The following is a 13,233-nucleotide window of genomic DNA, read 5'->3' as shown; positions in this document are numbered from 1 at the left end:
CCCCCCCCCCCCCCCCCCCCCCCGCCTGGGCGTCGACGTGGGCAGCGTCCGGGTCGGGCTCGCCGCGAGCGACCCCGACGGTCTGATCGCGACCCCCGTCGAGACGCTGGCGCGTGACCTCAAGACTGCGGTTCCCGCGCCCGACGACGCCGCCTCCCCCCTGCCGAGCGACGTCGCCCGGATCGCGGCGGAAGTGGAGGAACGAGGTGCACGTGTGGTGTACATCGGGCTTCCACGTCATCTTTCCGGGGCAGAAGGTGCCGCCACCCAGGGGGCACGTGCGTACGCTGGACTGGTGGCCCGTGCCATCGCACCCGTCCCGGTGCACCTCGTCGACGAACGGATGACGACCGTCAGCGCCCACCAGGCGTTGAGGGCCTCTGGCCGTGCCGGGCGCAAGCAGCGCTCTGTCGTGGACCAGGCGGCGGCGGTTATCATCCTCCAGACCGCTCTGGACCGTGAGCGGAGCGCGGGGGCGCGCGCTGGAGAGTACGTAGAACGTTGATCGTCGTGACGTGGCAAAGACCGCCGCGCACGCACTCGTCAGGAGGCAACCTCCCGTGACCGACCTATTCGAACGCCCGCCGGTGCAGCACGAGCAACCGACCCGGGCGACCCGCTCGGGTGGCAGGGACCGCAGGGCTGCGAAGAAGCGCGCCCAGCGTCGGCGTCGTCGCACCCTCATCGTGGTGGTGGCGTTGCTGCTCGTCGGAGGGGCCGGGTACTACCTGGTCTCGAACGCGTCGAACCTGCTGGGCTTCGAGAACCCGTTCGCCGCCTCGGACTACGAAGGCCAGGGGGTCGACCCGGTCGACGTCACGATCGAGCCGGGCTCGACGGGAGCGGCCATGGGGCAGACGCTCGTGGACGCCGGGGTCGTGAAGTCGGTCAAGGCGTTCACCGACGCCTACAAGGCCAACCCCGAGGCGAGCAAGATCCAGCCGGGCAACTTCACCATGCTCACCCAGATGAAGGGCTCCGCCGCGGTCGCGCTGCTGCTCTCCAAGGAGAGCAAGAACGAGACGAAGCTGACGATCCCCGAGGGGTTCACCGAGGCGCAGGTCATCGACCGGGCCGTCTCCGTGACCGGGAAGCCGGTCGAGGAGTTCGAGGCCGCCATGGCCGACCCCGCCGCCGTGGGCCTCCCGGCCGAGGCCGGCGGCAACTTCGAGGGCTGGTTCTTCCCGGCGACCTACCTGCTCGAGCCCGACGACACGCCCGCGACCATCGTGGCCAACATGGTCGCGGCGACCGTGAGCAACCTCGACTCGCTGGGGGTAGCGCCCGCAGACCGGCAGACGGTCATCGTCAAGGCGTCCCTGGTCGAGCGCGAGGCCAAGGCCGACGCAGACCGCCCCAAGATGGCACGGGCGATCGAGAACAGGCTCGAACGAGACATGGTCCTTCAGATCGATGCGGCGGTCGCCTTCGGGTTGGGTCGGCCTGGTACGACGATCACGAACGCCGACATGGCTGATGCCTCCAACGTGTACAACACTTATCAGCACAAGGGGCTGCCGCCGGGCCCCATCGCCTCGCCGGGGAAGGCCTCGATCGAGGCTGTGCTCCACCCGGCCGAGGGTGACTGGCTCTTCTGGATCGCGGTGAACCTCGACACGGGCGAGACCAAGTTCTCGTCCACGAACGCCGAGCACGAGAAGTACCGCGCCGAGCTGCGCGCGTGGCAGGCGGAGAACCCGTGACAGAGGCGACGCACCGCGCCGCCGTCCTGGGCCACCCCGTGGCCCACTCGCTCTCACCCGTCCTGCACTCGGCGGCGTACCGCGCGCTGGGGCTGGACGGGTGGGAGTACACCGCGATCGACGTGACCGAGGAGCAGCTGCCCGGCTTCGTGGGCGGTCTCGACGAGGCGTGGGCGGGCCTGAGCCTGACCATGCCGCTCAAGCAGGTCGTCTTCGAGCTGCTCGACCACGTCGAGCCGCTCGCCGAGGTCGTGGGGGCCGTCAACACGGTCCTGTTCCAGCCCACGGGCTCCGGACGGACCCTGGTCGGGGCCAACACGGACGTCCACGGCCTGGTCGCGGCCCTGCACGAGGGGCTGGGCAGCGGCCCGGGGGAGCGGCCCGTCACGTCGGCGGTCGTGCTGGGGGCCGGGGCCACGGCCGCGTCGACCCTGGCGGCGCTCGCCGAGCTCGGCTGCACGTCACCGACGGTCCTGGTGCGTTCGCTCGGGCGCACGGGCGGCCTCCAGCGCGCTGCGCACCGGATGGGCGTGACCCCGCGCTTCGAGATCATGGACCCGGCGAGCGCGCGCGTGCGCGACGTCGACGTGGTCGTGTCGACCCTGCCCTCGCGGGCGGCGGACCCGGTCGCGGAGGCGCTCACCGCGCACGCCGCGGCAGGGGGCGCCGCCCCGCGCGGCGTCCTGCTCGACGTGGTCTACGACCCCCGCCCGACGGCCCTCTCCCGGGCCTGGGCGGCCGGGGCACCGGACCGGGAGGGCCTGGTCGTGGGCGGCGAGCGCATGCTCCTGCACCAGGCTGCCGAGCAGGTACGCCTGATGACGGGGCAGGTCGCGCCGCTGGCCGCGATGGCAGCAGCCCTCGAGGAGGCGCTCGCGCCGAGCGTCGCCGGGGCCTGACTCACCCCGTCAGCAAGGCCGGGCCCACGGCTCCTGCTCCCCAGAGCGCCCCGAGCGCGGCGCCGGCCAGCATGAACGGGCCGAACGGGATCAGTGTCCGTCGTCCTGCGCGCCGCGTGGCGAGCAGGACGACGGCCGCCAGGCCGCCCAGGAGGAAGGCCGCGCTCGCGCCGACCATGAGCTCGGACCAGCCGAACCACGCGAGGTAGGCGCCGAGCAGCCCTGCGAGCTTGACGTCCCCGAACCCGAGCCCCGACGGGGCGAGGGCCAGGAAGAAGTAGGCACCGTAGAGGACCAGGCCGCCGGCCAGTGCGCGGACCGGTGAACCGTCGTCGGGCCCGAGGAGGCTCGCCCCTCCCAGCAGGAGCGCCAGCACCGGGTACGACGGCAGGACCAGGGCGTTCGGCAGGCGGTGCGTGCGCACGTCGATCACCGCGAGCGCCGAGCCCACGGCCGCGAGGAAGCCCGTCGCGGGCAGCGACGCCGGCGGGTGCCCGACGTGCACGGCCCCCGCGAGCGTCAGGATCGTCACGGGGACGCCCACGGCCCAGATCGCGGCACGGTGCGCGCCGACCTCCTCGACGGCTCGTCGCCACAGCGCGGCCCGAGGCCTCGGTGCCTCGTGGTCGCCGTGCATCACCGTGCTCGCTCTGTCCTGTCCCGGCGCGACGGCCGGACTCCCGCCCCCTGCGTTCGTCACCCGGCGAACCTAGCGCAGCGCCGAGGAGCCCCACGGGCGTCGTCCACAGGGCCCGGCCGACCGATGGCCGGACGACCGTCCACCGGTCCGCACTGCGGGCGGGTTCGGGGCGGGCGCGCGCGGCGTGGGAGGATTCTGCTCATGCTTCGTTGGTTGACATCGGGTGAGTCGCACGGTCCGGCGCTGGTCGGCATCCTGGAAGGGCTGCCCGCAGGGGTCGAGCTCGTGACGAAGGACGTGCAGGACGCGCTCGCGCGCCGCCGTCTGGGCTACGGGCGCGGCGCGCGCATGAAGTTCGAGCAGGACGAGGTCCGCATCCTCGCCGGGCTGCGCCTGGGCCTCACGCAGGGTGGTCCGCTCGCGATCGAGATCGGCAACACCGAGTGGCCCAAGTGGGTCGACGTCATGAGCGCGGACCCCGTGCCCGCGGAGGCGCTGCAGGTCGACGCCGGGACGGGCGACGTCCGCGAGATCGCGCGCAACCGCCCGCTCACGCGCCCGCGCCCCGGGCACGCCGACCTGGTCGGCATGCGCAAGTACGCGTTCGACGACGCCCGACCGGTCCTGGAGCGGGCCTCGGCCCGCGAGACCGCGACCCGCGTCGCGCTCGGCGTGGCCGCTGCCAAGTTCCTCGAGCAGGCCGTGGGGATCCGCCTGGTCTCGCACGTCGTGGGCATCGGCACGGTCGACGTCCCCGAGGACGCGGCCCTCCCGCTGCCCGACGACGTCGAGCGTCTCGACGCCGACCCGGTGCGCTGCTTCGACCCCGCGAGCTCGGCGGCGATGGTCGCGGAGATCGACGAGTGCCACAAGGACGGCGACACCCTGGGCGGTGTGGTCGAGGTCCTGGCCTACGGCGTCCCGTCGGGGCTCGGCACCTACGTGCAGTCGGACCGTCGGCTCGACGCACGCCTCGCGGCCGTGGTCATGGGCATCCAGGCCATCAAGGGCGTCGAGGTCGGCGACGGGTTCCGCACCGCGCGCCGCCGCGGGTCGCAGGCCCACGACGAGATCGTGCGCGGCGAGGACGGCCACCTGCACCGCCTGAGCAACCGTGCGGGCGGTGTCGAGGGGGGCATGTCCAACGGCGAGGTCCTGCGCGTGCGCGCGGCCATGAAGCCCATCTCGACCGTCCCCCGTGCCCTGGCGACGGTCGACGTCGCGACGGGCGAGCCCGCCAAGGCCCAGCACCAGCGCTCGGACGTGTGCGCGGTGCCGCCCGCGGCCGTCGTGGCCGAGGCCATGGTCGCGCTCGTCCTCGCGGAGGCCGTCCTGGAGAAGTTCGGCGGCGACTCGGTCGTCGAGGTCCGCCGCAACGTCGAGGGCTACCTGTCCTCCGTGCCCGAGCTGTTGCGCTGAGATGACGTCGAGCACCGGCCCCCGGGTCGTCCTGATCGGCCCTCCCGGCTGCGGCAAGTCGACCGTCGCGGGGGTGCTGGCCGAGCGCCTGGGCCTCGCGGCGCGCGACACCGACACCGACGTGGAGGTCGTCGCGGGCAAGTCCGTCGCGGACGTCTTCCTCGAGGACGGCGAACCGCGCTTCCGTGCGCTCGAGCGCGAGGCCGTGACACAGGCCCTCGCGGTCCACGACGGCGTGCTCGCCCTCGGTGGCGGCGCGGTCCTCGATGAGTACACCCAGGCGGCGCTCGAGGCGTACGCGGCGGCCGGAGGGGTCGTGGTGTTCCTCGACGTCTCCCTGGCGCACGCCGGGCCGCGCGTCGGGTTCAACCAGGCGCGTCCGCTGCTGCTCGGCAACCCGCGCGCCAAGTGGCAGGCGCTCATGGACGGGCGGCGCCCCGTCTACGAACGGCTCGCCACGCTGCGGGTCCTCACCGACGCCCGCACCCCGGGCCAGGTGGCCCACGAGATCGAGACAGCACTCGGCGAGGCGCCCTCCGCGGCACCCGCCGACACCACGAGGAGCGAGCAGTGACCGACCAGCAGGAGACCGTGAGCGCAGCACCGGAGGACGAGCAGGGCCGGCCGGCCACGCCCGCCCGCGTCCGGGTCGAGGGCGACCAGCCCTACGACGTCCTCATCGGCCGGCACCTGCTGGGCGAGCTGCCCTCGATGCTCGGCCCGGACGTCCGCCGCGTGCTCGTGATCCACCCGGCCGCGCTCGCGACCTCGGCGGACACGGTCCGCGAGGACCTGCTCGCGGTCGGCTACGAGGCGTACATCGCCGAGGTCCCCGACGCCGAGGAGGCCAAGACCGCTCAGGTCGCCGCGTTCCTGTGGCAGGTCCTGGGACAGGCGGACTTCACGCGCAGCGACGCGATCGTCTCGGTCGGCGGTGGAGCCACGACGGACCTCGCGGGCTTCGTCGCGGCGACCTGGCTGCGCGGGATCAAGGTCGTGCACGTCCCCACGACGCTGCTGGCCATGGTGGATGCGGCCGTGGGCGGCAAGACGGGCATCAACACGGCCGAGGGCAAGAACCTCGTGGGCGCGTTCCACCCGCCCGCGGGCGTGCTGTGCGACGTCGCCTCGCTCGAGTCGCTGCCCAAGTTCGACTTCGTCGCGGGGCTCGCCGAGATCGTGAAGACCGGTTTCATCGCCGACCCGCGGATCCTCGAGCTCGTCGAGGAGAACATCGACGAGCTCAAGAGCTGGGGCGGCGCCACGGTGCCCGCCTCGACGTGGGCCGTCGTCGTCGAGCTCATCGAACGCTCGGTCGCGGTCAAGGCGCGCGTCGTGGGGGAGGACCTCAAGGAGGCGGGCCTGCGCGAGATCCTCAACTACGGCCACACCCTGGGCCACGCGGTCGAGCTCACCGAGCGCTACGCCTGGCGCCACGGGGCGGCCGTGTCGGTCGGCATGGTCTTCGCGGCCGAGCTCTCGCGCCTCGCGGGGCGCCTCGACGACGCGACCGTGGACCGCCACCGCGAGATCCTCGGCAACCTGGGCCTGCCCCTGACGTACCGCGGGGACCGCTGGGAGCAGCTCCTGTCGGCCATGCGCCGCGACAAGAAGTCCCGCGGCGACCTGCTGCGCTTCGTGGTCCTCGACGGGATCGGCAAGCCCTCGCGCCTCGAGGGTCCCGACCCGGCGCTCCTCGCCGCCGCGTACGCCGAGATCGCGATCGACGCGCCCCGCGGTGGGCCGATCGCCCTCTGACGCGACGCCGTCGGGCCCCGTGAGGGCCGCCGCGACGCGCCCACGGCCCGTCCCCACCGGTGGGGGCGGGCCGTGCGCCGTCCCGGACGCGGCTCGCTCAGGGCGAGCTCGAGGACGGGCCTCAGGCCCACCGCCCCCGCGCGAGGAGGACCTCGCGCAGCAGGTCCGCGCGGTCCGTCACGATCCCGTCGACCCCCAGGTCGACCAGCCGCCCCATCTCCAGGGGGTCGTTGATCGTCCACACGTGCACCTGGCGACCCGCGGCGTGCGCGGCCGCGACCGTCCGGGCGTCCACGACCGTCAGCGGCCCCTGGCGCTCGGGGACCTGCAGGCAGTCGGCGCCGCGCAGCGCCCAGGACGCGAGCGACCCGAACGGTGCCCGCGGGGCCCCGGCCCGGGCCGCGAGCAGGAACGTCGCGACCTCGCTCGTGCCCGTCGAGGTCGCCACGGGCCGGGTCAGGCGCTCGACCGTCCGTCGCCTGCGGGCCGGGGAGAACGAGGCGACGCACACGCGCTCGTGCGCCCGCGTGCGCTCGATCGCCGCCGCCACCGGCCCGACGGCTGAGTCCGCCTTGACGTCGACGTTGACCCGCAGGTCCGGCCACGTCCCCAGGACGTCCTCCAGCAGGGGGACCGGCTCGACGCCCCCGATCCGCGCGCCGCGCACCCGGGCCCAGGGCAGGTCCGCGACCGTCCCCGTGCCGTCGGTCGTGCGGTCCAGGGCCGCGTCGTGCAGCGCGACCGCGACGCCGTCGGACGTCGCGTGCGCGTCGGTCTCGACGTACCCGAACCCCAGCTCGCGGGCCGCGGCGAACGCCGCGAGCGAGTTCTCGAGCCCGTCGAGCGAGAACCCACGGTGCGCGAGCGCGACGAACCCCGTGGGCGAGTCGAGGTAGGGGTGACGCCAGGCCCCGGGGCGACCGCCGCGCAGGTCGGTGCGGCTCATCGGGACGGGCCCGGGCGGCGCCCGCTGCGACCCAGGTGACCCAGCCGGTCGTCGAGCCAGGTCAGCATCGACGACAGGTAGGCCTCGCGCGGGCCGTCCGCGGACAGCGTCAGGTCGTGCACCCCGCCCTCGATCGAACGGATCGTCACGTCGGGACCCGCTCGCGGGGCCAGGCGCGCGATCTGCTCGACGTCCAGGACCGTGTCCTGCTCGTCGAGCAGAGGGTTCGCCAGGTCGTCAGGTCCCGAGGTCGCCGAGTGGGCCACGAGCACGGGGCACGCGACGTCGAGCCCGCGGGCGAACCTCGCCTGCCCCTGGCGCACGGCTCGCAGCCAACCGGCACGCACGGGCACGCCGTCGGGCCGCTTGAGCGTCGGGTCGAACTCCCACCGGCCCCCGTTCGCCGCGAGCAGGTGCGTCGCGTACGCCGAGGGGGCGGCGCTGAGCACCGCGAGGGGAGACCACGGCCCGACGGCGTCGAGCACCCTGGTCGCGATCGTCCGGTTCAGCCAGCTCGAGTTGAGGTCGAGGAACGGCGAGTCCAGCACGAGCGCGTCGACCAGACGCTGCCGACGGTGCGCGTGCGCCCACAGGGGCGCCACCAGCCCACCCGTCGAGTGCGCGTGGACCGCCACGGGCAGACCGGGGTGCAGCCCGCGGACCGCGGCGACCGCGACCGACAGGTCCGTGGCGGGCTCCCGCAGGTCCTCGACGAAGTGCGGCACCTGCCCCGGCCGCAGCGAACGCCCCGCGGCCCGCAGGTCCACGGCGAAGAACGCGTAGCCCGCGTCCTCGACCGCGCGGGCCAGGTGGTCCTGGAAGAAGTAGTCGTTGTAGCCGTGCACGTGCAGGAAGACGCCCCGCAGGCCACCGGCGGCCCCCGCCCCGACGGGCACGCGGCGCACGAGCGTCGCGACCGGCGGGGGGCCGGGCTCGGGAGCGACCAACGGATCCGGGTCCGCGTCGGCGTCGGCGTCGCGCACCGTCGAACGTTCGGCGCCCCCCAGGGCGCTCGCGGCCCGGGCGGAGAGCGCCGGGACGAGCGACAGCAGCCCTGCGCGCGAGCCGGGCGGCGGGCCGCCCGTGGCGAGGGTCGCGGCCTCGAACCCGGCCAGCAGGTGGTCGGGTCGCCAGGCGAGCCGGACGACCGCCCCGGCATTCCCGCGACGGTCCTGCTCGTCCGTCGTCGCGAGGGGCTCTGTCACGGCTCGTCCTCCGTCATCGCTGGCCCTTCGTCATCCCTGGTCTCTCGTCGTCGGTGGCTCGTCGTCATCGCCGGTCCTCGGCGCTCGACGAGCCCGGGGCGCCCGCGGACGCCGTCACGAGGTCCTTGCCGCCGTCGACGCCGTCGCCGGCCGGGAAGCGCACGAACAGCATGAGCACGAGCCCGACGAGGATCACGGCCACGATCCCCAGGATGCCCCAGAACTGCTGGCCGGACACGGCGACCATGGTCGCGAACGCCATCGGGGCGAGGAAGCTCGCGGCGCGGCCCGTGGTCGCGTACAGACCGAACGCCTCGGCCTCCCGGCCCTCGTCGCTGATGCGGCCCAGCAGGGCACGGCTCGCGGACTGGGCCGGGCCGACGAACGCGCACAGCAGCAGGCCCCAGACCCAGAAGACGTTCGCGCCGCCGTCGTGCTGGACGAAGACGGCCGTGCCGGAGATCACGAGACCCACGAGCGAGCCCAGGATCACGCGACGCGGGCCGATCTTGTCGTCGAGCCAGCCGGCCGCGATCGTCGAGAGCCCCGCGACGACGTTCGCGGCGATCGCGAACACGATGACCTCGCTCGCGCTGAACCCGAACGTGCCCGAGGCGATCACGGCGCCGAACGTGAAGACGCCCGCGAGGCCGTCGCGGTAGACCGCGCTCGCGACGAGGTACCCGAGCGTCGAACGACGCGTGCGCCACAGGTGGACCAGGTCGCGCCCGAGCTTGCGGTACGCGCCCACGACACCGATGGGTGCGGCACCACCCGGGCGCGGCGTCTCCGGGACGGCCAGGAGCACGGGGATCGCGAACGCCGCGAACCACACGGCCGAGAGCAGGACGCTCACGCGGATGTCCATGCCTCCCTCGCCCGTGATGCCGAACCAGCCGACCTCGGGGTTGATGAAGCCCACGAACAGCACGAGCAGCAGCACGATCCCGCCGACGTACCCGGCGCCCCAGCCGATGCCGCTGATGCGCCCGATCGTGCGCGGTGTGGAGATGTCGAGCAGCAGGGCGTTGTACGCGACCGAGGCCAGCTCGAAGAAGACGTTGCCCGCCGAGAGCAGCACGATGCCCAGGATCACGGCGTCGGACAACGAACCGGGGGTCGGCTGCACGAAGAACATGGCGACCATGGCCGCGACGGTCGCGGCGGTGTTGACGCCGAGCCAGACCTTGCGCCGGCCCGAGGCGTCCGCGAGCGCCCCGAGCGCGGGGGCGAGCAGCGCGATGAGCGCGCCGGCGATCGTCAGGCCCCATCCGAGCCAGGCCGTGTGGTCGGCCATGACGGCGTCGGGGTCGGCGGCACCCGCCTCGACGAACGCGTCGCTCGTGATCCAGCGCGTGAAGACGAACGTCGTGACGACGGCGTTGAACGCGGCCGAGCCCCAGTCCCACAGCGACCAGGCGAGGACCTGGCGTCTGCCGACGGCGCGGGAGGCAGCGTCCGGGGCGGGGGCGAGGCCGCTGCCGGGCCCGTGGCCGGGTGTGGTGGGGGTCACGTTCTGGTGATCTGGCACGCGCGCATCGTAGACCGTCCGGCGGGCGCGAGGGTGAACGCAGGGCGCGGGCCGCCTGGACTGCCGCCCCGGGGAAGCCGCCCGCCCCGCTAGGCTCTGCGCATGACTCGTGTCCTCATCCTCAACGGTCCCAACCTCGGTCGCCTGGGCGTCCGCGAGCCCGACGTCTACGGGGCGGCGTCCTATGCCGACCTGGTCGCGGCGGGGGAGCGCTGGGGCGCGGAGAACGACCTCGAGGTCCAGGTGCGTCAGACGGACGACGAGTCCGAGCTGGTCGGCTGGCTGCACGGCGCGGTCGACGACGGGGCGCACGTGGTGCTCAACCCTGCGGCGTTCACGCACTACTCGTACGCGCTGCGGGACGCGGCGGCGCAGGTGACCAAGGCGGGCCTGCTGCTCGTCGAGGTGCACCTGAGCAACCCGGCAGCGCGCGAGGAGTTCCGGCACAACTCGGTCATCGGCGGGGTCGCGACTGGCACCGTGGCCGGGTTCGGGTTCGACTCGTACCGGCTGGCGGTCCTGGCGATCGTGTCGCGCCTCGCGGCCTAGATCTCTCCCGCTCAAGCAACGGGGCTTGATCTGACGGAATCAAGCATCAGGCCTTGAGATGAGTGGATCAAGGGTCTACCGTGGAGGGATGTTCGTCCTGACCGTGGACCAGAGAGCCAGCACCCGCCGGGGAGACCTCGTGCCGGAGCTGCTCGACCGCCTCGCGCCCTACGAGGAGCGCACGGGGGTCGTCATCGCGTTCGACCGGACGGTCGGCGACGAGGTCCAGGCAGTGCTCGACGACGCCGCGCTCGTCGTGGAGGTCGCGCTCGCCCTGGGCAGGTGGGGGGGCTGGAGCACGGGTCTCGGCATCGGTCAGGTGCTTCCCGGGCCCGACGGGCGTCTGCCCCGGGTCTCCCGTGAGGCCTCCGGGTCGGCGTTCGTGCACGCCCGCGCCGCGGTCGAGCGGGCCAAGACCCGTGGCAACCCCGTCCCGTTGGCGGTCGAAGGGCCAGATCCCGCGGCGGCCGGGGAGGTCGAGGCGCTCCTGCGGCTCCTGCTCGCGGTCGGCGCGCGCCGCACCCCTGCGGGGTGGGAGGCTGTCGACGCGCTCGCGCGTGTGGGTGGCACCCAGAAGGATGCGGCCCGGGACCTCGGGATCAGCGAGCAGGCCGTGAGTCAACGCCTGCGTGCGAGCCTGTGGTCCGAGGAAGCGGCCGTCCGGCCGGTCGTCACGAGACTCCTGCAGGAGGCAGACGCGTGAGCTTCGCATCAGGGATGGCCGTGGCGGGGGTCGTGGTCGCGACCCTCGTGCTCAGCGTGCTGGGCGGCATGCTCGTCACGCCGTGGGTGCTGCGGGCCGCAGCGCGCCGCTCCGAGATCGAGGGGGAGACGCCTCCCGCCCGGGACCCGGGGCCCGTGCCCCCGCCGCCCGGCCACGTCGCTCCGGCCGCAGGAACCCCCGCGGCGACGAGCGCTCCCGTACCCCCGCCGGCCGCCGGCATGCCCGCCGGGCCGCCCGTGCCGTCGCCGCCGGCTCCGCCTCCTGTGCCCGCCGCACCGGATCCGGCAGCCGCAGCGGCGCCGTCGGACCCCGGTGGGCCCCTCGGCGAGGAAGCCGTCCAGACCCTGCGCGGCGGCACCTGGATCGGGATCCTCGAGCGCCTCGCGATCACGGGCTGCCTGCTCGCCGGGTACCCCGCGGGGGTCGCGTTCGTGGTCGCGATCAAGGGCCTGGGACGCTACCCCGAGCTGCGCGACCACCCGGTCGCGGCCGAGCGCTTCATGATCGGCACCCTGGCCTCGATGATCTGGGCCGGAGCGACCGGAATCCTCGGCGCAGCGATCCTTGGCCTCCTCCGGTAGACTGGACCGGGCCTTTCGCGGCCCCCGGGAACGTCGCAGCGCTCGAACGCTGCTGTCGGCGCGGGGAGCCCGCCAGGAGAGGCCCGCTACCGCCAGGGCGCGCACCCGAACGTGTGCGCATCAGTGGATCGCACGTGGCTCCCACCGCGAGACACCCCGACGGCAGCCCCATGACAACGCGACAGGAAGACCGAACGTGGCGACGACCAACGACATCAAGAACGGCACCGTGCTCAAGCTCGACGGCCAGCTGTGGACGATCATCGAGTTCCAGCACGTCAAGCCCGGCAAGGGTGGCGCCTTCGTTCGCACCAAGATGAAGAACGTCCTGTCCGGCAAGACCGTCGACAAGACCTTCAACGCCGGCCTCAAGATCGAGACCGCGAACGTCGACAAGCGCGACATGCAGTACCTGTACAAGGACGGCGAGGACTTCGTCTTCATGGACACGTCCACGTACGACCAGATCACGGTCCCTGCCGCGACCGTCGGCGACGCCGCGGACTACATGCTCGAGAGCCAGAGCGCGCTCGTCGCGACCAACGAGGGTGTGCCGCTCTACGTCGAGCTGCCCCCGTCGGTCGTCCTCGAGATCACCTACACCGAGCCGGGCCTGCAGGGCGACCGCTCCACGGGCGGCACCAAGCCCGCGACGCTCGAGACCGGCGCGCAGATCCAGGTCCCGCTGTTCCTCGAGCAGGGCACCAAGGTCAAGGTCGACACCCGCGACGGCTCCTACCTGGGGCGCGTGAACGACTGACGTGGGTGCACGAACCAAGGCACGCAAGCGCGCGCTCGACGTCCTCTTCGAGGCCGAGCAGCGCCAGCTGGACCCGCAGACCCTCCTCGCCGACCGGATCGTCGACTCGGGCAGCCAGACGCCCCTGCCGCAGTACACCGTGGACCTCGTCGAGGGAGTCCTGGCGCACCGCGAGCGGATCGACGAGCTGCTCGAGACCTACTCGCACGGTTGGACCCTCGAGCGCATGCCCGCGGTCGACCGTGCGCTCCTGCGCATCGGCAGCTGGGAGATCCTCTACAACGACGACGTCCCCGACGCCGTCGCGATCGACGAGGCCGTCGACCTCGCCCGTGAGCTCTCGACGGACGACTCGCCGAGCTTCGTCAACGGCCTGCTGGCCCGCATCGAGGAGATGAAGCCGACGATCCTGGCCTGAGCCAGGTCGAGCGGCCGCCTCACGCCACCTCGGTGGCACGACGTGCCCCCGGACGCCGGTCCCGCCCTCGTGGCGGGGCCGGCGTCTGCGTGTCCGGGCT

Annotated in this window: 15 protein-coding genes; 11 read left to right on the top strand and 4 right to left on the bottom strand. The window is 73.5% G+C overall.

Annotated features, from left to right (window positions below; genetic code table 11):
- Nucleotides 1-25: 25 nt before the first annotated feature.
- Genes ruvX through H9641_RS07825 form a run of 3 tightly spaced genes read left to right on the top strand, consistent with a single transcriptional unit; the run spans nucleotide 26 to nucleotide 2,602 of the window.
- The gene (gene ruvX / locus H9641_RS07835) at nucleotides 26-505 is read left to right on the top strand and encodes a Holliday junction resolvase RuvX (protein WP_191802634.1); all 480 of its coding nucleotides are present in this window, start codon (nucleotides 26-28) and stop codon (nucleotides 503-505) included.
- Between the two features lie 55 nt (nucleotides 506-560).
- The gene (gene mltG / locus H9641_RS07830; RefSeq protein WP_318244452.1) at nucleotides 561-1,703 is read left to right on the top strand and encodes an endolytic transglycosylase MltG; all 1,143 of its coding nucleotides are present in this window, start codon (nucleotides 561-563) and stop codon (nucleotides 1,701-1,703) included.
- A complete protein-coding gene (locus H9641_RS07825) occupies nucleotides 1,700-2,602 on the top strand; it encodes a shikimate dehydrogenase (protein ID WP_191802531.1) in 903 nt (300 codons plus the stop codon). The genes mltG and H9641_RS07825 overlap by 4 nt, the downstream gene beginning before the upstream one ends.
- Before the next feature lies 1 nt (nucleotide 2,603).
- On the opposite strand, the gene H9641_RS07820 is transcribed toward H9641_RS07825, so the two are convergent.
- Nucleotides 2,604-3,302 carry a prepilin peptidase gene (locus tag H9641_RS07820; RefSeq protein WP_318244451.1) on the bottom strand — a complete coding sequence of 233 codons (699 nt, stop codon included), beginning with the start codon at nucleotides 3,300-3,302 and terminating at the stop codon, nucleotides 2,604-2,606.
- A gap of 141 nt (nucleotides 3,303-3,443) precedes the next feature.
- Between H9641_RS07820 and aroC the strand changes: the two genes are divergently transcribed.
- The 3 genes from aroC to aroB are packed head-to-tail and all read left to right on the top strand — an operon-like array spanning nucleotide 3,444 to nucleotide 6,419.
- Complete coding sequence (gene aroC / locus H9641_RS07815) at nucleotides 3,444-4,661, top strand: chorismate synthase (protein WP_191802529.1); 1,218 nt, start codon at nucleotides 3,444-3,446, stop codon at nucleotides 4,659-4,661.
- Nucleotide 4,662: 1 nt separating this feature from the next.
- On the top strand, nucleotides 4,663-5,235 hold the full coding sequence (locus H9641_RS07810; protein ID WP_191802527.1) for a shikimate kinase: 573 nt from the start codon (nucleotides 4,663-4,665) through the stop codon (nucleotides 5,233-5,235).
- Between the two features lie 17 nt (nucleotides 5,236-5,252).
- A complete protein-coding gene (aroB, locus tag H9641_RS07805; RefSeq protein ID WP_191802628.1) occupies nucleotides 5,253-6,419 on the top strand; it encodes a 3-dehydroquinate synthase in 1,167 nt (388 codons plus the stop codon).
- A 121-nt stretch (nucleotides 6,420-6,540) separates the two neighbouring features.
- On the opposite strand, the gene H9641_RS07800 is transcribed toward aroB, so the two are convergent.
- The 3 genes from H9641_RS07800 to H9641_RS07790 form a co-directional block, all read right to left on the bottom strand.
- The gene (locus H9641_RS07800) at nucleotides 6,541-7,365 is read right to left on the bottom strand and encodes a glycerophosphodiester phosphodiesterase (RefSeq protein WP_191802525.1); all 825 of its coding nucleotides are present in this window, start codon (nucleotides 7,363-7,365) and stop codon (nucleotides 6,541-6,543) included.
- On the bottom strand, nucleotides 7,362-8,570 hold the full coding sequence (locus tag H9641_RS07795; protein WP_318244450.1) for an alpha/beta hydrolase: 1,209 nt from the start codon (nucleotides 8,568-8,570) through the stop codon (nucleotides 7,362-7,364). Before H9641_RS07795 ends, H9641_RS07800 begins: the two co-directional genes overlap by 4 nt.
- A gap of 64 nt (nucleotides 8,571-8,634) precedes the next feature.
- The gene (locus H9641_RS07790; RefSeq protein WP_318244449.1) at nucleotides 8,635-10,101 is read right to left on the bottom strand and encodes an MFS transporter; all 1,467 of its coding nucleotides are present in this window, start codon (nucleotides 10,099-10,101) and stop codon (nucleotides 8,635-8,637) included.
- Nucleotides 10,102-10,203: 102 nt separating this feature from the next.
- Between H9641_RS07790 and H9641_RS07785 the strand changes: the two genes are divergently transcribed.
- The 5 genes from H9641_RS07785 (at nucleotide 10,204) to nusB (ending at nucleotide 13,133) form a co-directional block, all read left to right on the top strand.
- Nucleotides 10,204-10,650: a type II 3-dehydroquinate dehydratase gene (locus H9641_RS07785; protein WP_056652020.1), complete on the top strand. Its 447-nt coding sequence runs from the start codon at nucleotides 10,204-10,206 to the stop codon at nucleotides 10,648-10,650.
- A gap of 88 nt (nucleotides 10,651-10,738) precedes the next feature.
- Complete coding sequence (locus H9641_RS07780) at nucleotides 10,739-11,353, top strand: hypothetical protein (protein WP_191802523.1); 615 nt, start codon at nucleotides 10,739-10,741, stop codon at nucleotides 11,351-11,353.
- Nucleotides 11,350-11,955: a hypothetical protein gene (locus tag H9641_RS07775; RefSeq protein ID WP_318244448.1), complete on the top strand. Its 606-nt coding sequence runs from the start codon at nucleotides 11,350-11,352 to the stop codon at nucleotides 11,953-11,955. The genes H9641_RS07780 and H9641_RS07775 overlap by 4 nt, the downstream gene beginning before the upstream one ends.
- 196 nt (nucleotides 11,956-12,151) lie before the next feature.
- Nucleotides 12,152-12,715 carry an elongation factor P gene (gene efp, locus H9641_RS07770; RefSeq protein ID WP_056652011.1) on the top strand — a complete coding sequence of 188 codons (564 nt, stop codon included), beginning with the start codon at nucleotides 12,152-12,154 and terminating at the stop codon, nucleotides 12,713-12,715.
- Between the two features lies 1 nt (nucleotide 12,716).
- Entirely contained in the window at nucleotides 12,717-13,133 is a 417-nt protein-coding gene (gene nusB, locus H9641_RS07765; protein ID WP_056652009.1) for a transcription antitermination factor NusB, read from the top strand.
- Nucleotides 13,134-13,233 lie beyond the last annotated feature (100 nt).

It is taken from the genome of Oerskovia merdavium (assembly GCF_014836755.1).
Taxonomy (GTDB): Bacteria; Actinomycetota; Actinomycetes; order Actinomycetales; family Cellulomonadaceae; genus Oerskovia; species Oerskovia merdavium.
Note: the sequence above shows the minus strand (reverse complement) of the source record. Positions and strands in the feature narration are given on the sequence as shown.

What these genes read in the sequence shown, in the direction of transcription:
- aroC (WP_191802529.1), top strand. Translation starts at nt 3,444, where the DNA reads ATGCTTCGTTGGTTGACATCGGGTGAGTCGCACGGTCCGGCGCTGGTC.
- H9641_RS07810 (WP_191802527.1), top strand. Translation starts at nt 4,663, where the DNA reads ATGACGTCGAGCACCGGCCCCCGGGTCGTCCTGATCGGCCCTCCCGGC.
- H9641_RS07800 (WP_191802525.1), bottom strand. Translation starts at nt 7,365, where the DNA reads ATGAGCCGCACCGACCTGCGCGGCGGTCGCCCCGGGGCCTGGCGTCAC.
- H9641_RS07785 (WP_056652020.1), top strand. Translation starts at nt 10,204, where the DNA reads ATGACTCGTGTCCTCATCCTCAACGGTCCCAACCTCGGTCGCCTGGGC.
- H9641_RS07780 (WP_191802523.1), top strand. Translation starts at nt 10,739, where the DNA reads ATGTTCGTCCTGACCGTGGACCAGAGAGCCAGCACCCGCCGGGGAGAC.